Annotated in this window: 11 protein-coding genes; 2 read left to right on the top strand and 9 right to left on the bottom strand. The window is 55.6% G+C overall.

The genetic code is table 11. The features are described 5' to 3' along the window. Window positions 1–561: 561 nt before the first annotated feature. Complete coding sequence (locus tag FHW66_RS06720) at window positions 562–5,343, top strand: autotransporter domain-containing protein (protein WP_183378989.1); 4,782 nt, start codon at window positions 562–564, stop codon at window positions 5,341–5,343. 15 nt (window positions 5,344–5,358) lie between these two features. Here the strand turns inward: FHW66_RS06720 and FHW66_RS06715 are convergent, their stop codons facing one another. The 7 genes from FHW66_RS06715 to argH all read right to left on the bottom strand — a co-directional run bounded on the left by FHW66_RS06715 (window position 5,359) and on the right by argH (window position 13,325). Then, entirely contained in the window at window positions 5,359–6,837 is a 1,479-nt protein-coding gene (locus FHW66_RS06715; protein WP_183378988.1) for a deoxyribodipyrimidine photo-lyase, read from the bottom strand. 163 nt (window positions 6,838–7,000) lie between these two features. Beyond that, on the bottom strand, window positions 7,001–7,744 hold the full coding sequence (locus tag FHW66_RS06710) for an ABC transporter ATP-binding protein (protein ID WP_183378987.1): 744 nt from the start codon (window positions 7,742–7,744) through the stop codon (window positions 7,001–7,003). After that, the gene (locus tag FHW66_RS06705; RefSeq protein WP_183378986.1) at window positions 7,741–8,502 is read right to left on the bottom strand and encodes an ABC transporter ATP-binding protein; all 762 of its coding nucleotides are present in this window, start codon (window positions 8,500–8,502) and stop codon (window positions 7,741–7,743) included. Before FHW66_RS06705 ends, FHW66_RS06710 begins: the two co-directional genes overlap by 4 nt. Continuing rightward, window positions 8,502–9,383 (bottom strand): branched-chain amino acid ABC transporter permease, encoded by an 882-nt coding sequence (locus FHW66_RS06700; protein WP_183379085.1) that lies wholly within the window; start codon window positions 9,381–9,383, stop codon window positions 8,502–8,504. The genes FHW66_RS06705 and FHW66_RS06700 overlap by 1 nt, the downstream gene beginning before the upstream one ends. 25 nt (window positions 9,384–9,408) lie before the next feature. After that, the gene (locus FHW66_RS06695) at window positions 9,409–10,290 is read right to left on the bottom strand and encodes a branched-chain amino acid ABC transporter permease (RefSeq protein ID WP_183378985.1); all 882 of its coding nucleotides are present in this window, start codon (window positions 10,288–10,290) and stop codon (window positions 9,409–9,411) included. Window positions 10,291–10,472: 182 nt separating this feature from the next. After that, a complete protein-coding gene (locus FHW66_RS06690; protein WP_183378984.1) occupies window positions 10,473–11,630 on the bottom strand; it encodes an ABC transporter substrate-binding protein in 1,158 nt (385 codons plus the stop codon). Between the two features lie 303 nt (window positions 11,631–11,933). Then, window positions 11,934–13,325 (bottom strand): argininosuccinate lyase, encoded by a 1,392-nt coding sequence (argH, locus tag FHW66_RS06685; RefSeq protein ID WP_183378983.1) that lies wholly within the window; start codon window positions 13,323–13,325, stop codon window positions 11,934–11,936. A gap of 227 nt (window positions 13,326–13,552) precedes the next feature. On the opposite strand from argH, the gene FHW66_RS06680 reads away from it, so the two are divergent. Further along, entirely contained in the window at window positions 13,553–14,380 is an 828-nt protein-coding gene (locus FHW66_RS06680; protein ID WP_183378982.1) for an HDOD domain-containing protein, read from the top strand. Between the two features lie 129 nt (window positions 14,381–14,509). On the opposite strand, the gene FHW66_RS06675 is transcribed toward FHW66_RS06680, so the two are convergent. Further along, window positions 14,510–15,427, bottom strand: a complete 918-nt coding sequence (locus tag FHW66_RS06675) for a dienelactone hydrolase family protein (RefSeq protein ID WP_183378981.1) — start codon at window positions 15,425–15,427, stop codon at window positions 14,510–14,512. A 273-nt stretch (window positions 15,428–15,700) separates the two neighbouring features. Then, on the bottom strand, window positions 15,701–18,649 hold the full coding sequence (gene ppc / locus FHW66_RS06670; protein ID WP_183378980.1) for a phosphoenolpyruvate carboxylase: 2,949 nt from the start codon (window positions 18,647–18,649) through the stop codon (window positions 15,701–15,703). Between the last annotated feature and the right edge of the window lie 74 nt (window positions 18,650–18,723).

Below are 18,723 nucleotides of genomic sequence, written 5' to 3'. Positions count from 1 at the left end.
CGGCAGCGGACTGTGCCCGTTACTCATGGATTTAAAGCCATGGAGTGACCACACCACTCCCGTCATTGATCGATCAGGGCCACTCTCAACATATACGTAGATTCAGGAAGAATGCCGCTCAGCTTGGTGCTGAGCGGCATTTTTTTTAGTCGACATGCGTGATGCAATGCTTAGCAGGAGCAGTCAGTCAAGCCCATCACTCCAGGTGGTTTTATGCCGTTTGTTGCGTCTTGTTCAGAAGTCACAAGAAGAAAACTGTATGCCATCACACACGCTGTGCAGTCTGGGAAAGGAGTTTCAGTTCCGCTGACAGGAAGCCTTTTTATGATGCAAGCATTCCAGTAGTTTTTAACAACTATGTTCAGGAGCTTGTTGATGAAAAAGAATTTCTCCCGAGTGAGGCGATATCCGCTTTTATGCTCGCCCCTGGCATATTTTCGTAACGCCCCATTTTGCCGAGCACGACTACCTTTGCTCATCAGTGGCCTGTTTGCCCTGAGTTACCCATTTCCGTCGTATGCAGCTGGGAATTTTACAGTAGGTGGCGGGACGACCAATAACTTGGTCGGAGGACCCGGTTTTGGCGCTGCAGGCTTGGGCGGCGGCGGTTCAGGTGTTTCCCAAATTGGCGGTGCAGGGGGGGCGGCCGCGACATTAGGCACACCGACTGGAACAGCTGGTTCTGTGGGACCAAATGGTGGCCCTGGAGGTACTGCTGGTACTGACTTGAGTGCTGGCGGTGGAGGTGGCGGCGGGAGTGGCACCGCGGCAAATGGTGCCGGCGGAAATGGCGGGGTCGGTACTGTCGATAATAGCAACACGGTCGTTGTCAGTGATCCTAAAATAGCGACCGATGGCGGTACTGTGACCACCACCACAGGCGGTGGCGGTGGCGGTGGCGGGGCTGGTTTGGTCGTCACAGCCACCGCTGTGACGGTCACTAATAATTCCATCATCCAGGGTGGTAATGGGGGTGATGCCTTAGGTTCTGCAGGCGGAGGCGGCGCGGGTCTGGTCGTGGTGAATGGCGGTACGATTGAAAATAATACCGGTGCCAGTATCGTTGGGGGAAATGGGGGAACTTCAGGTGTTGATCATAACCTGCAAGGTGGTGGTGCTGGTGGCGTAGGTGTATTTTTGTACGATGGTGGTACTTTGAACAATGCGGCTGGAGCAAGCATCACGGGCGGTGGCGGGGCGGTACGTTCTGATGGTGATGGGGTATTGAGCAATGGTGGCACGATTAATAATGCGGGAACGATTAGTGCTGGTGTAACGGCCTATAGTTTCGAAAGTGGAAGTTACGGTATCGAAACCAATGGCACCATCATCAATAATCAGTTAGGTGGCACCATCAGGAATGCAGATTCCTCGCTATCAAGTTCAACTGATGCGGCTATTCATCTAACCAATGGCGGCGGTTCGACGCTGAACAATGCAGGTCTGGTGCTAGGTGGCAACGGCACAACGACGACTTCTACTACTTCTGGAACCCTGATCGGCAACGGCAAGAGTGCTGTTCTGATCGATAGTGCTAACAATATAGTCAATAATCAGACTGGTGGTGTGCTGCAGGGCGGTAGCGGTACGGCGACCACTACTGGTGGTGTTGCTCTTGTCGTCACTGGTAATGGCAATACGATTATTAATGCAGGAACCATTGCTGGAGGTACTGGCAATGGTACACGCGCCAATGCGGTGAATCTGGGGGGGAGCAATAATCAACTGGAATTGAACGCAGGGTTTAATTTTAACGGTAACGTTGTTTCTTCCAGCAACACGAATGTGCTGGTGCTGGGGGGAGCCACTAACGCTGCTTTTGACATTTCCGGGATTGGTGTCGAGTACCAGGGATTTCTCAATTATGAAAAAACCGGTACTAGCATTTGGACGCTGAATAATACAACGTCGAATGCCATGAATTGGACCCTCACAGGCGGGACACTGGTGATTGGCCAATTGACGTCCATAGGCAATGGCAGTACCAGTTCACTGACCTTCAATGGCGGCACGCTTGAGTACAACGGACCGGAAGCCTCGACTGTGCGTGCGGTCAGCCTGACCGCAAATGGTGGAACCATACAGATCGACCCAGATGCTACTTTGACGATTACGCAAGGTATCACCGATAGCACTCCTGGGGCTGAGGGTGTACTGACCAAAACGGGTGCAGGCACTTTGATTCTGGCGGGTAACAATACCTACAGCGGAGGCACCACCATCAATGCCGGTACACTGCAAATAGGCAATGGCAGCAATAGCGGCAGTATTATCGGCAATATCGAAGACAATGCTCAGCTGACGTTTAACCGTAGCGATGATTTTACCTATACGAGCGTGATTTCCGGGGCCGGTAATGTGACCAAAATGGGTACGAACGTGCTCACGCTGACCGGTAACAACACGTACAGCGGAACTACGACCATCTCTGCAGGGACCCTGCAACTAGGTAATGGTGGTGAGGGTGGCAGTGTCGTCGGCAATATCACCGACAATGGTCAGCTCACGTTTAACCGTAGCGATGATGTCACCTACAACGGTGTCATTTCCGGCTCAGGTAGCGTTAGCAAACTTGGAGACGGCATACTCACTCTCAACAGTTCGAATAGCTACTCTGGTACTACCAATATCATGGCAGGTACCATATTGGCAGGTAGCGCGAATATCTTTGCTCAAAGCACTGCCGTTAATGTCGCAGCGGGGGCCGACCTGAGCCTGGCTAGCAACAACCAAATTGTTCAGCAACTCAGTGGTGCAGGCAGCATAGTATTGGGTGATGCGACATTGACTGAAACCAATGTTACCAATACCAGCTTTAGTGGTTCCATTATCGGAAGCAGCACAAGTGCTCTTTTCAAGACAGGAGCAGGCAGTCTTACCCTGAGCAACTTTGGCAATACTGTTGGTGCCGTCAATGTGTCTGGCGGTAATCTGAATGTGACAGGGGCGATAAATGTCAATGGTAGCTATACGACCGCCAGTGGAGCCAGCACTACGCTAGCTCCGGCAACCGGGGGTGTTGCGCTCAATGTTAACAACGTCTTTGACCTGCAATCAGGTAGCACACTGATTACCAGCGTTGGCATTGCTCCAGCGATTCAGGCGCAAAGTGCTGTTCTGAACGGAACTTTGTATTTTTCTGGATTCACTCCATCTGTAGATGGTATTACCACCGCCAGTGCCGTCGCGCAGCCGGGCAAGATATATACCTTGATCACGACCGTTGATGGCATTACTGGGAGCTTGTCGGCGGACGCGGGCGTATCTGTTTCAGGACTGGACTATCTGGTCTCAGAAGGGTCTGTCACCCGTAGTGGCCAAGATTACAGTATCGGCCTTAAGCTGGCATGGACCGATAGTTCGGATGCGACAGCGACCGGTACTTTTACATTGAATGCGGGTACCGCTTTTAATGTCGACATTCTTTTGGGGAATGAAGCTGGGGCTTTCATCTCTGGTTGGGATGGCGAAAGTCTGGTCAAGGCTGGCCCTGGACTGCTGGTGCTTTCTGCAGCCAATACTTACACCGGTGGCACGACCATTGATGCAGGCATTTTGCAGATATCGCAAGATGCCAATCTGGGCGCTCTGAGCGGTGCGCTGACTTTTAATGGCGGTACGCTGGAGACAACGCAAAGCTTCAACACAACACGCAGCATGGTGGTGCAAGCAGCAGGCGGCACACTGGATATCGATACCGGCACTGTGCTTGGCATCGACAACACGATCAGTGGTAGCGGGGAGCTGGACAAGATCGGAGCAGGCACACTCACGCTCTCCAATGGCGCCAGCAGTTACACCGGGACACTGAGTATCAATGAAGGTCAATTGAATGCGGGCGGTACCCTCGGTGGTAATCTTGTTATTCAAAATGGCAGTCATCTGTTACTGACCGGTACACCTCAGCCCGGCACGCTGCACACACTGACGGTCAGGGGCAATGCCACTTTTGCCGCTGGCGGTACCTATCAGGTGAATGTAGATGGTCCGGTAGGTGCAGACCTGCTCTCGGTCGGCGGCACCGCGACTCTCACAGGTGGCAACCTGGATATCAACATCCTGAATCCGAGCAATTTCCGGTTCCAGAAATACACTATTTTGAGCACGGCTGATGGTGTTACTGGCCAATTCGTCGTTGAGGATAGTCCTTTTTCCTTGATCGACTACACGGTCAGTTACGATTCCAAAAGCGTCTATCTCAGCTTGAGCCGCGACGATATTCCAATCAAATCGCTGGGCAGCACGCCGAATGCCGCAGCCACCGGAGGAGCACTCGATAGTCTTGGTACTGACAATATCCTGATTGATCGGATTGTGGTGCTATCGGGTGATCTGACGACGCTCAACCGGGCTCTCAATCAATTATCAGGCGAAGTTCATGCCTCGACTAAAACGGCACAGATTGCCGATAGTCACTTCATCCGTGATGCCGCCAATGATCGTCTGCGCGCGGCTTTTGGCGGTGCCGACAGTGATATGAAAACCTACAACGAAGAAGGTGAGGTCGTGGCCAGCGATACCCGCGATCATCTGTTCTGGGTGCAGCCCTTTGGTACCTGGGGCAGTGTGGACGGCGATGGCAATGCGGCCAGCCTTAGCAGTGACACCACTGGGGTATTGATCGGTTCGGATATCCCGGTAGATAACTGGATACTTGGCGTCTACGGTGGCTATAGTTCCAGCTCGGTCGAGGTGGATGAGCGCGATTCCAGTAGCAAGAGCGATAATTACCATGTGGGATTCTATGCCGGTACTCAATGGCAAGATGTCTTGTTCCGCACCAGTGTGTCCTACACCTGGAATAACATTAGCAGCACTCGCCAGGTCAGTCTGTTGGGTTACGGCAATAACCTGAGTGCTGACTATAGTGCCGGTACGCTGCAGGCCGCTGCTGAATTGGGATTGCCTTTCCACTGGCAAAACACGCTGCTGGAGCCTTTCTTTAATCTTGCTATGGTCAATCTGGCGACCCAGTCTTATCAGGAAAGTGGCAATGCGGCAGCGCTAAGTGCAGGTAGCCAAAACACCACGACCAGTTTTACCACGCTGGGGCTGCGCGCCGATCACGACATTGAGGTCCAGAATACGCCTGTCAAGCTCGGTGGTACCTTGGGCTGGCAACATGCATTTGGCGATACGGTACCGCAAACGACGCAGAATTTTTCGGGTAGCAGCGACTTCACGGTAGCCGGTGTGCCGCTGGCCAAAGATAGTGTCGTACTTGGCTTGTCTGCCTCCATGCACCCGCTCCCGAGGATGACCTTGGGCATATCCTATAGCGGGATATTTGGCAGCAACACAAGGCAGAATGGTCTGACTGCGCATTTCAACTGGATGTTTTGATCAGCGCACGCCAGCTTATGCCTGCTTGACCACCGCGTAACGCGCCAAGGTTCGCATCCTGGCATCAGCATGATCGATGACAGGGTGCGGGTAATTTTCTCCTAGTGTCACGCCAGCATCGATGAGCACCTCGCGTGGCGCTAGCCAGGGGGCGTGCAGATATTTATTCGGTAGGCGTGCCAGTTGCGGCAGATAGCGGCGGATGAACTTTCCGTCGGCATCGAACTTTTCGGATTGGGTGATCGGATTGAAGATCCGAAAATAGGGTTGGGCATCGCAGCCCGAGGAGGATGCCCATTGCCAGCCGCCATTGTTGGCAGCCAGATCGAAGTCATTCAACTGTTGTGCAAAGTAACGCTCGCCCCAGCGCCAGTCCAGCCCCAGATCCTTGGTCAGAAAACTGGCAGTCACCATGCGCAGCCGATTGTGCATGTAGCCGCTCTGATTCAGTTGCAGCATGGCGGCGTCGACTAGTGGATAGCCAGTGCAGCCCTGGCACCAGGCGGCGAAGTCTTGCTCGGCACGGGCGTCGGTTTCCCAAACGATGGCATCGTATGCGGGCTTGAAGGATTGCTCTACCACCCGCGGATGGTGATGCAGGATCATGAAATAAAAATCGCGCCAGATCAGTTCTCCCAGCCAGACCGCTGCACCACTACCACCTTGCCCGGCACGGATCGCGGCCTGTGCCGCACGTGCCAGCGCGCGGATGGCAATGGTACCAAAGCGCAGATGTACCGATAAATAGGAAGGCCCTTTCTGGGCCGGGAAATCGCGGCTGTCGCCGTAGCGGCTCAAGCGTGGCAAAAAGTCTTCCAGTAACCGACTGGCACCGGACATGCCGGTCGGAATGCGCAGCGACTGTAAATTGGTCGGCGCAAAGCCCAGTGCTTCCAGCGTTGGTAGTGCTGTCGCCAGCGGTGATGGTGCCGCCAGTCGCTCCAGATACTGCTCAACCGGATAGGCCTTCAGATAGAAGTCGCCATCAGGACCGGCGAGCTTGTTCATCCACGCATTCTTGTAGGGTGTGAAGACCGAGAATGGGCGTCCCGCCTGTGATAAGACTTCCTCTTTTTCAAAGATCACCTGATCCTTGTAGGTCAGCAATTGCTGGCCCTGCTGGCGCAAGGCGGCAGCAACGGAGGCATCGCGCGCCAGCGCACCCGGTTCATAGTCGTGATTGGCAAATACGGCATCGACACCGAGCTGCCTGGCCAGAGCGGGAATTTCCTCGTTGGCCCAGGCATGGCGCACGATCAGCGCACCACCTGCGGCCCGCAGCGCACCGTCCAGTTCAGCGATAGCGGCGTGAATGAAATCCACCCGGCGGTCTGCCTGCAAGCCTTCAGCCAGCAAGGGATCCAGAATCTCGCGGTCAAAGATGAATACACAATGGACCTGCTTGCTCTGGGACAGCGCGTAATACAGGGCGGCATGATCGCTGAGGCGCAAATCACGGCGGAACCAGACCAGGGATGTAGTGAATGTCGGCATGCGTTATCGCTAAAAATACGGTTGAACAGAGAGTCGGAGCAAGGATGGTAAAACATCTTACGATCTTGTGCGGTGTTTCAAGATTTCCTGACAGAGGCAAGATGATCTGCAGACGTAAAAACAGCGGCACCAGGCCGCTGTTTTCTTGGCGCAAGCCATGGTGTTACCCACCCAGATAGGCTTCCACCACCTTGGGGTTATGCAACAGGTTGGCACCGCTGTCTTCCAGCACGATCTTGCCGGTTTCCAGGACATAGCCGCGTTGCGCAATACGCAGCGCCTGCCGCACATTCTGCTCAACCAGCAGGACTGTCATGCCGGTCTTGTTGATCTCTTGCACGATCCGGAAGATTTCCTGAATGATCAATGGCGCCAGGCCCATCGAGGGTTCATCCAGCAACAAGACCTTGGGTTGTGCCATCAAGGCCCGGCCGATCGCCAGCATCTGCTGCTCACCGCCCGACAGATTGCCGGCCAGACCGCTGGCGCGCTGCTTGAGCACCGGGAACAACGAGTAGACCCATTCCAGATCGCGTGCCACGCCAGCCTTGTCCTTGCGGGTGTAGGCGCCCAGTGCCAGATTCTCTTCGATGGTCAGCGTGGTCAGCGTAGCGCGACCTTCGGCGACCTGAACGACACCACCGGCGACGATGCGATGCGGTGACCACTGGATCAGATCTTCACCGTTAAACAGCACCTTGCCCCGGCTCGCCTTGACCAGCCCCGAGATCGCCAGCAGCGCGGTGCTTTTGCCGGCACCGTTGGCACCGACCAGCGCCGTGATTTCGCCTTGTTTAAGGCTTAGATTGATGCCTTTGACAGCTTCGATATGGCCATACGAGACAGCCAGATCGTCAATCCGCAGGATTTCCTTATTATTTGCTGTACTTGCTGCCTGCTCACTCATGCTTCTTCCTTGCCGAGGTAAGCCTCGATCACTTCCTGATTGTTCTTGATCTGGTCTGGCGTGCCTTCGGCGATGATGCGGCCAAAGTTCAGTACGGCGATACGGTCGCACAGTCCCATGACGAAACGCATGTCGTGTTCAATCATGAAAATCGAAAAGCCGCGTTCCTTGATATTGATGATTTCCGCCATCAGTTCGCTCTTTTCCGACGGATTCATGCCAGCGACCGGTTCGTCGAGCAGCAACAGCTTAGGCTTGGTTGCCAGCGCACGGGCAAACTCCAGCTTGCGCTGTTCGCCATAGGACAGACTGTCGGCCAGCATCTCTGCCTTGTGGTCGAGTTTCACCCACGACAGCAATTCCAGCGCGCGCTCTCGGGCCTGCTTCTCGATGCGGCGGTAACCGCCAAGGTTCAGCAGCAGGCCAGCCACGCCATAGTCGAGATGCTCATGCATGCCAACCACGACGTTTTCGAGCAAGGTCATTTCCTTGAACACGCGGATATTCTGGAAGGTGCGGGCAATGCCACGTTCGGTGATCTTGTGCGGAGCTACGTTGCCGATGTCTTCGCCATCAAAAATGATCTTGCCCGAGGAGGCGCGCAGCAAGCCGGTGATCAGATTGAAGACGGTCGTCTTGCCGGCACCGTTGGGGCCGATCAGACCAAAGATGCCACCTTGCGGTACATGGAACTGAACACCCTGCAATACTTGCAGGCCGCCAAAGTTCTTGCTGATATCGTTGAATTGTAAAAGCATCAATTCACCTTCTTGCTAGCTGTCTGTGCGCCATCGCGGCGTTGCAGGAATTGTCGGATGCGGCGTGGGTCCCAGATGCCCTTTGGCAGATACAGCACCACCAGAATCAGGATCAGACCGTTGATCGCCAGGCGGAAGTGCTGGAACTGGCGTAACAGTTCCGGCAGCAGCGACAAAATGCTGGCACCCAGTACCGGGCCGACCAGATTGGCGGTACCACCGAAGACGGCCATGGTCAGAATGTCGACCGCGTTTTCAAAGCCATAGTTGTTGGGGCCGATGGTGAAGGTGTAATGGGCATTGAGCGCACCGGCGACGCCAGCGATGGCAGCGCCAATCACGAAGGCCAGCAGTTTGTAACCAGCCACATTGACGCCCATGAGACGGGCCGCAACTTCATCTTCCTTGATGGCTTCGAAGGCGCGCCCGATCTTGGAGCGACGCAGGCGTGCCAGAATGTAGATGGTCAGCGCCAGCAGCAACACAATATGCCACCACTCGGTAACGGGTGGTACGCCATTGAGCCCCATCGGGCCACCGGTGATCTCCAGGTTCAGCACTACGACCCGCACGACTTCACCAAAGCCTAACGTCGCCATGGCCAGATAGACACCCGACAGGCGCAGGGTGGGAATGCCGATGATCAGCGCTACCAGTGCCGGCAGCACGCCACCGGCAGTCAGCGCCAGCGAGAATGGCAGGTCGGCCTGCATGGTCATCAGCGCCGCAACATAAGCACCGATGCCCATGAAGGCAGCATTGGCCAGCGACAGCAGGCCGCACGACAAGGTGACATAGATCGACAGGGCCAGCATGGCGTTGACGCCGACACCGAAGATGACGGTGTTATACGTCGCCCAGAATCCATCCCACCAGTCCATCAATGACAGGGGTAACATCATGACATCAAGCCTTTCTTTCCAGCACTTTGCCAAACATGCCTGAAGGCCTGACGAGCAAAATCAAAAACAGTAAGCCGAACGCCACCGCATCGCGGAAGTCGCTCGAAATGTAGGCCACCGTGAGCACCTCGGCAAAGCCCAGAAACAGCCCACCGATCATGGCGCCACGAATATCGCCCATGCCGCCCAGAATGATCACGGCAATGCCCTTGTGCAGCATCGGCTGGCCCATGAACGGCGAAATCGCATTGAATGAGAGACCAACCAGCACTCCAGCGGCACCACCCAGGGCGGCGGCGGCAAACGAAGTCAGATAGAACAGGCCTTCGACGTTGATACCCAGCAGATAAGCTGCCTTGGGCGACTCGGCAATCGCGCGCAGTGCACGGCCCAGTTGGGTACGGCGCATGATGGTCAGCAGCACCAGCATCAGCACGAAAGCGATGATCACGATGCCAATCTGTACCGCAGTCACATGCAGATTGCCGAAGGTGACGCTATCCTCGGGAATGGTACCGACCGGGAAGCGCTGGTTCTCGGCACCAAACAGGCCTTGCGCCAGATTGGTCAGCATGATCGCCACGCCAATAGTGGCAATCATCGGAATCAGGTGGGGCGCATTGCGTTTGCGCAGTGGCTTGAGGACCAGAATGTCGACGATCAGACCAATCAGGCCAGTAACCACCATGGCGGCCAGCATGGCTAGCCAGAGCGGCAGTGCCAGTTGTTGGACCAGTAGCAGGGCAGCATAGCTACCCAGCATGAAGATTGCGCCGTGCGACAGATTGATGACACCGAGCACGCCGAAGACCAGCGTGAAGCCCAGCGCAAAGAGCGCATAGACGCTACCCAGTGAAAGGGCGTTGATAAGTTGTTGTTCTAACATGGGACCTGCCAATAATGATGGGCTCGCGTCAGATTTACGCTGACACTCTGCAATTGCCGTACGACCAGCACTGCACGCATCGGAGCAAATAAAAGGACTCCGGAAAATCAACCGGAGTCCAGGCGCTGCTTGTGTTTCTCTCCCTGCTTCGACGACGTAGAAGCAGCTGCAGCGGGTGATGATTACTTCAGCAGGACAAACTTGCCGCCCTTGGCGATATTGACGATGGCTTCCTGCTGCGCATCGAAACCGACCTGCTTGCCAGCTACCGCCGGTGCCGGACGGAATTCAAAGGCACCGGTGGCACCCTCGATCTTCACACCTGGCAGCGCCAGACGCAGTGCATCACGATCCTTGGGCAGCGCGCCGCTGAGCTTGACGTTCTTGAGCGCGGCCGCAACGATATGCATCGCGTCATAGGCTTGTGCAGCGAACTGATCCGGATCGGTACCGAACTTGGCCTTGTAGGCTGCAATGAAAGCCTTGTTCACTGGTGTGCCGTTTTCAGCGGACCATGGACTGCCCATCAAGGTGTTGTCGCCGGCATCCTTGGCAATATCAAACAGCTTTGGCGAGTTCAGGCCATTACCGCCGATGAACGGTTGCTTCATGCCAAGTGCGCGGGTTTGCAAAATGATGTTGGCAGCTTCTTCAGCCAGGCAGGAGCAGACGATGGCGTCAGGATTGCCAGCCTTGATCTTGGTCAGCTGAGCCTTGAAGTCGACGTCACCCTTGGCATAAGCTTCGGTGGTGGTGGTCGGAATCTTTTGTTGTTCCAGCGTGGCCTTGAAGACATCGTAGCCAGACTTGGTGAAGGCATCGTCATTACCGTAAATCACGGCGACTTTTTTGATACCGAAGTGCTTCACTGCGGCCTTGACGGTGACTGGCAGCACGTCGGCTTCCATGACCGAGTTACGGAAGGTGAACGGGCCCATGGCAGTAATGCCGTCAGCTGTGTTGCTAGTGCCGAACACTACGACCTTGGCAGCGTTGGCAATCGGGTCAGCAGCAAATGCCGAGTTCGACAAGGTCGGTCCGAATACCATCAGCACCTTGTCCTGGAAAATCAGTTTCTTGAAGACGTTGATCGCTTCTTCTTTTTTGCCTTGTTCGTCTTCGGCGACCAGAACCAGTTTGTCGCCATTGACGCCGCCCTTGGCGTTGATTTCATCGGCAGCCAGTGTGAAGCCGTTCTTGATGGCGACGCCATATTTGGCAGCCGGACCAGTCAGTGCGGCAGCCAGGCCGAGCTTGACGTCGGCAGCCAGCGCAGCATTGGCCAGCGTAGCGCCGAGCAGCAGCGCAGGAATTGTTTTAAGCAGGGTATTGAGTCGCATCGAGTTCTCTCCATAGTTAGATATTCTTATAGAGGATGATGCGAAATATCACCGGGGGTACCGGAAAAGGCGCGTGGGTGAGCTCCTCCTATTTTGCGTCATCCTCTTCAGACTGTCGTGCAGTCGCGGGATACAACCGGTCAAGAATACCGTAAACCGGTTTGAACATGCTGTTGCAGTGCAACCGGATAAGTCACTCTGCAACAGCCTGCAAACTCCGCCTGCGCGGAGTTGATGCTGATAGCGATTGTGTTGCAGGTCTGCATCGCTGCAGACCGGTAGTACGAATAAATGGATGTCGGCTTACAGGCTCTTGCGGATTTCCTGAATTGCCAGACGGACCTGATTCGGTGCCGTGCCGCCGATGTGGTCACGGGCCGCAACGGAGCCTTCCAGTGTCAGTACGCCAAAAATATCCTGTTCGATCAATGGCGAAAACGCCTTTAGTTCGTCCAGCGACAGATCCGACAGATCACAGTTGCGGTCGACGCAGGTACGCACCGCATGGGCGACGGCTTCGTGGGCATCGCGGAACGGCAGGCCCTTCTTGACCAGATAATCGGCCAGATCGGTTGCCGTAGCATAACCTTGCAGTGCTGCAGCGCGCATTGCCTCAGGCTTGACGCTGATGCCACGGGCCATATCAGCAAAGATGCGCAGGGTATCGGTGAGCGTATCGACGGTATCGAACAGCGGTTCCTTGTCTTCCTGATTGTCCTTGTTGTACGCCAGTGGCTGGCCTTTCATCAAGGTCAGCAGGGCGATCAGGTGACCGTTGACGCGGCCGGTCTTGCCACGCGCCAGTTCCGGGACGTCTGGATTTTTCTTTTGCGGCATGATCGAGGAGCCGGTACAGAAACGGTCAGCAATATCAATGAAACCCACACGTGGACTCATCCAGATCACCAGTTCTTCCGACATGCGCGAGACGTGGGTCATCACCAGCGCGGCGGCAGCGCAAAATTCAATCGCGAAGTCGCGGTCCGAGACGGCATCCAGCGAATTGCGGCAGACATCATCAAAGCCCAGTGTCTTGGCGACACGCAGGCGATCAATCGGGAAGGTGGTGCCAGCCAGAGCAGCAGCGCCCAGCGGCAGGCGATTGACGCGCTTGCGTGCATCCGCCATACGCTCGGCGTCGCGACCAAACATTTCTACATAGGCCAACACATGGTGACCAAAGGTAATCGGCTGTGCTACTTGCATGTGGGTAAAGCCGGGCAGGATCGTGTCAGCATGTTGTTCCGCCAGATCCACCAGGGCCGCGCGCAGTTCACGCAGCAGGCCGAGGATGTCATCAATAGCCGCACGCATGTACAGGCGAATATCGGTTGCGACCTGGTCATTGCGCGAACGGCCGGTATGCAGACGCTTGCCGGCGTCGCCGACCAGCTCGGTCAGGCGCTTTTCAATGTTCAGATGAACATCTTCCAGATCCAGCAGCCACTCGAACTGGCCTGCTTCGATCTCGCCCTTGATTTGCGTCATGCCGCGCTGGATATCAGCAAAGTCCTGATTGCTGATGATGTTCTGATGCGCGAGCATTTCGGCATGGGCCAGCGAGCCGGCAATGTCGAACTGCGCCAGGCGCTTGTCAAAGAATACAGAAGCGGTATAGCGTTTCACCAGATCGGAAACGGGTTCAGAAAAGCGCGCCGACCAGGCTTCGCCTTTTTTCGATAATTGTGCGGTCATGATGGGGTCCCGGAGAATAGGCGATTATAGCAAGTCGATAGCATTTCAGCCACGCGGGTGGCTGATCCGGGGCCAAGCCTCTCGGTAGCATCAAATTTTTTGAAGTAAAAATATCGTTACAAGCCAATTTTTAGTCACAAAAGGCATTGCACTTTTATTAAATCTTCAAGATACTCAAATCGTAGTTTTACTGTTTCTCTGCTATGACTCGAACTGGGAGAGCTCTCATGAATTTTGAAGCACTGTTTCAACAGCAAGCAGCATTGCCAAGCATTCCCAAGGTAGTTCAGGAAGTGATCGAAAGTTTCAACAATGAAGACGTTTCGATCGAGGAAATCTCTCAAAAACTCAGTGCCGACCAGGTATTGAGCGCCAAGATTCTGCGCTTGGCCAATTCCTCTTATTACCACGTCTCCCGCAGTGTCGGAACCGTTGATGATGCCGTATTGATGCTCGGGTTCATGACGGTGCGTACGCTGGTTGTCAGCACCGGCCTGACTGGCAGCTTCAAGGCCATGAACGGCGTCGATCTCAAGTTGTTCTGGCGTTACAGCCTGCACACCGGGATCGTCGCCAAATGGCTGGCCAAGAAATTACACCTCAATTCGGATCTGGCGTTTACGGTCGGTCTGATGCATGCCATCGGGCAACTTGTCATGCATGCCGCCATGCCTGAGCAGACGCGTCAGGTAGATAAAATGGCAAGTCCTATCGACGCCCGGCGGCTGGATGTGGAGCGCACCACCTTTGGCTATGACTTTGCCGACGTTGGTGCCGAGCTTGCCCGGCGCTGGCGCTTTCCAGATGATTTCAGCACGGTCATCAAGGGCTTTTCGTCACCGTTGGAGACTGAACCATTCAACAATATGGCTGCGATTGTCCATTTGGCAGCCTGGCGTGCACGGGCCGAAGAAAACCAGTATTCGGAGGAGGAAAAGGAGTCTACCTTCCCCGACAAGGTCGCGCAGCGGCTCGGTATTGCGCCAGCGGTGTTGCTCAATGAGTTGCCACCACTTGCCGAATTGAGTGCGGGAATGGAAGAGCTGGTTGCCTGATCGGCTGACGCAAAGAACAGCTAAGCCATCGTTCCATCGATAAACAGGGCGTTGCAGTCAATCTGGCTGCAACGCCCTGTTTATTTGAATGCGTGCTTTTACTGGTAAGTTGCTCAGCTATGTAACGACTTAATTGAGCTTGCTTTTGAGAAACTTCATCATTTCCTGATACGCCTCGGCGCGGGATTCCGCGTTGCCGCCGATGGTCACCCCTTCGCCGCGTTTGCCAACACCGGGAATATCCATGCGCACATGCAATGGCAGTCCCGGCGCATCAAAGTCATGATAAGTCTCTGGATAGAGCTTCAGGATGAGTTCGGTATCGCTACCTTCCAGCTTATGCGCTAGCGCCTGACAGTCTTGTGGTGGTGCCCAGTCGTCATCCTCGCCCATCAGGATCAGCATGGGTGCGACGGGCTTGTAAAGCGTTTTTTCCTTGGAATAGGCGGTGCAGACCGGATAAAACGCCACTGCCGCCTTGGGTTGAATCTTGCGTACCGCGACTTCCGGCGTGGCGATATTCATCCCCGACAGGATTGTCGTGGCACCATGCGACCAACCCAGGAAAGCGATGCGGCTGGTATCGACATCATCTTGCGTAGCGACCCAGCGCAATGCTGCGGCCAAGTCTTCCCGTCGTAACTCGCTGCTGGCAATACGCTGCTGCTGACTTTCCTGGCAGATCGAGCGACGTCCGCGCGGCGTGAAGCTGTCCGGGAACAAGACGTTATAGCCAGCATCGGTGAGCGTACGCGCCATACCTAAATAACGCGGCGTGAACAGGATGTCTTCCTTGCCCACGCTGCTATACAGCCCGCCACAACCGTGCATGGCAATGATGGTGGCCTTTTTGTCGGGTGTCTTGCCTTTACCCTTGAACCAGAAGCCAAATAGTGCCGTCGCTTTGCTGCTCGCGCCTTCCTCGCTGGTCAGGCTGACCCGTTCGGTATGCAGAGGAGGTAGCTTGGGCTGTTTGCTCTGTGCAATGACAGTACCGCTGAGGAGGAAAAGGCAGAGAGCCGCAATGGCGTGAGCCCGGGTTTTCATGGCGGATTCCTTTGTTTTTGCTAGACGAGTGGTTTGGCTTATGTGCATTGCCTGTGGCAATGGTGAATTCGATCTTCTGATTCTGTTGCAGGGACAATCTTTGTATATCGGCAAGTTGCCAGAAAAATGAAGTCATGCTGTGCGGCGGTAGCGCAAGTCTGAGTAATACTGACCACAATTTTACTATCGTCCGTTAGCGCAGTTTGAACGGGGAGATGTTAATTTGAGCAAACCAGTGCGCCAGTTTACAGCGCACCGGTGTTGTCACAGCAATTAGCCGGTGTTGCGCAGGCCAGCCGCAATACCGTTGATGGTGAGGTGGATGCCGCGCTGAACACGTTCCTCAACCGCGCGACCTGCTGCAGTGGTGCTACGGTGACGTTTGATCAGCTCGACCTGCAGGTGGTTCAGTGGATCCAGGTAGGCGAAGCGGTTCTTGATCGAACGGGCCAGCAATGGATTGCCTGCCAGGCGCTCCTTGTTGCCGGTGATTGCGCTGAGTATCTGGCTGGTGCGTTCATGTTCATTGACGATACGGTTGAAGATCGCATTGCGTAGTTTGCGATCCGGCACCAGTCCGGCGTAGCGTGCTGCCACCGCAAGGTCGGTCTTGGACAGCACCATGTCCATGTTCGACAACAATGCTGCAAAGAACGGCCATTGCTTGACCATTGCCCGCAGGCTGGCCAGACGCTTGGCGCTTTCCTTGCTACCACCTTGTTCCAGCCAATCCGAGATGGCAGTGCCAAAACCAAACCAGCCCGGCAACAGCAGACGGCATTGTCCCCAGGAGAAGCCCCATGGAATCGCACGCAAGTCTTCGATACGGCGCGTCGATTTGCGCGATGCCGGGCGCGAACCGATATTGAGTTCGGCAATTTCAGCAATCGGTGTCGCTGCAAAGAAATAATCGGTAAAGCCCGGGGTTTCATAGACCAGATTACGATATGCCTGATAGGCACGCTCCGACAGATCGTCCATGATGCGCTCAAACTCACCCAGCTTGCGGGTTTCAGCGGCATCGCCAGTTGCCGGCATCAAGCTTGCCTCCAGCGTTGCTGCGACCAGCAGTTCCAGATTGCGGCGACCGATTTCAGGATTGGAGAACTTGGAGGCAATGATTTCGCCTTGCTCGGTCAGACGGATCTGGCCGTTCACGGTGCCCGGTGGTTGTGCCAGGATCGCCTGATAGCTCGGGCCGCCGCCACGACCGACAGTGCCACCGCGACCATGGAACAGACGTAGTTTAACGCCGGCGCGGTTGAACAGATCGACCAGCCGGTTCTCCGATTTGTAGAGCTCCCAGTTCGAGGTGAGGAAGCCGCCATCCTTGTTGGAGTCGGAATAGCCGAGCATTACTTCCTGCAGCTTGCCCTGTTTGGCGATTAACGGTGTGACCAGAGGAAAGGCCAGCCATTGCTCCATGATATCGGCGGCGCAGCGCAAGTCCGGAATGGTTTCAAACAACGGTACGACCATCAGGTCCAGCGCCAGCAGTTTTCCGCCGGCAGTATGCAGCAGGCCGGTTTCCTTTTGCAGTAACAACACTTCCAGCAGATCGGAGGCGGTCTCGGTGTGCGAAATGATGTAGTTGCGGATTGCGCGTGCACCATAGCGCTGACGGATTTCACGCGCTGCGCGCAGGATGCTCAGTTCCGAGTTGGTTTCGTCCGAATAATCCAGGTAAGGCGAATACAGTGGGCGTGGCTTGCTCAGTTCGGCCAGCAGCAAGGCGACCTTCTTGTCTTCTGTCAGACTGGCATAGGATGCCTCGACCTGGGCCGCGGCAAACAATTCGCCGAGTACGCGTTCATGCACATCGGAGCTTTGACGCATGTCCAGCGTCGCCAGATGGAAGCCAAAAATCTCCAGCGAGCGCTTCAGGACCGACAGTCTTGGTTTGACCAGCGCAGCACCGTGGTTGGCACGCAGCGAGTCGATCAGGATCTGCAGTTCCGCAATACATTCTTCCGGGCTGGCATAGGCCGCCGCGGCGCCGACTTCCTGGCGCAGAATGTTGACCACGCCGAGCGCACGGGCAGTTGCCGCCAGCCGTGCATAGACGCCAATTAGTGCGCGCCGGTAAGGCTCGTCAGCACGATGGTTGGAGTTGTCCGGCGAGGCGTCGGCCAGTGCCAGCAGTTCAGTGCTGGCGTCAACCATCAGCGTCGAGATCGACAATTCGGCACCCAGCGTATGGACTTCATCGAGATAGAAGTCAAACACGGTAGCCGATTGCCGCTGCAAGGCACGTTGCATGGTGGTGGCGTTGACATTGGGATTGCCGTCGCGATCGCCACCGATCCAGCTACCCATCTGCAGGAACGGCGTCAGTTCACTCGGGGCGCTGCTGCGTGCGCGGGCCGGGAACTGGGTATTGATCTCTTCTTCGATGTCGTCATACAGTGCCGGCAACTCACGCAGGAAGGTGATGCGGTAGTAGGACAGGGCGTTTTCGATTTCATCGGCAACTGTCAGCTTGGTGTAGCGCAGCATCCGGGTTTGCCACAGCGTGGCGATACGGGCGCGCAGCAGCGCGGTATTGTCGCGCAGCTCCTTGGGTGTCAGCGGCTGGTCACGCAGCGCCAGCAGGCGGGCGATTTCGCGCTCGGCATCGAGGATGCTCTTGCGTTGTACTTCGGTCGGGTGTGCCGTCAAGACGGGCGAAATCAGGGCATCGTTGAGGAAGCTGCGCACGGTATTGCCGGACACGCCAGCATCGTCAAGTTGCGCCAGCGCGTAGGCAACGCTACTTGGTTGCGGCGTGCTGCCAGCCAGCAAATGGGCGCGACGACGACGGTTGTGGTGTTGATCTTCGGCAATATTGGCCAGATGCGAGAAATACGAAAACGCACGCACCACTGAGTTGGTCTGGTCCCGCGTGAGTTTCTTGAGCAGCTTGTCCAGTTCGGCACCAGCGGTGGCATCACCCTTGGCATCGGAATTGCGGCGCAGACGCACGGCAGTCTGGCGAATCGTTTCGACCACTTCAAAGACCGCTTCACCTTCCTGATCACGTAGCACATCACCCAGCAGGCGGCCCAGCAGACGTATGTCTTCCTTGAGCGGGGCATCCTTGTCTGTACTGGTTTTGCCAGTGCGCTTGCTGATACTGATGCTGGTGTCATTGATGCGTTGGGGGGCAATCGCGGCTGGCGCAGCGGCGGCAGCGGAGACAGGCTTGGTACGGGCGGAAGGGCTGTTTTTTTGTTTGGTTGCCATAATCAACAAATGCTACGGTTTCGGGGTGAAAGACGGACTTGATGCGACGGACTTACTACGCGAACTACCAATAT

Source organism: Herbaspirillum sp. Sphag64 (assembly GCF_014192645.1).
Taxonomy (GTDB): Bacteria; Pseudomonadota; Gammaproteobacteria; order Burkholderiales; family Burkholderiaceae_D; genus Herbaspirillum.
The sequence above is the reverse complement of the archived record's forward strand: the minus strand, read 5'-3'. Positions and strand labels throughout refer to the sequence as shown.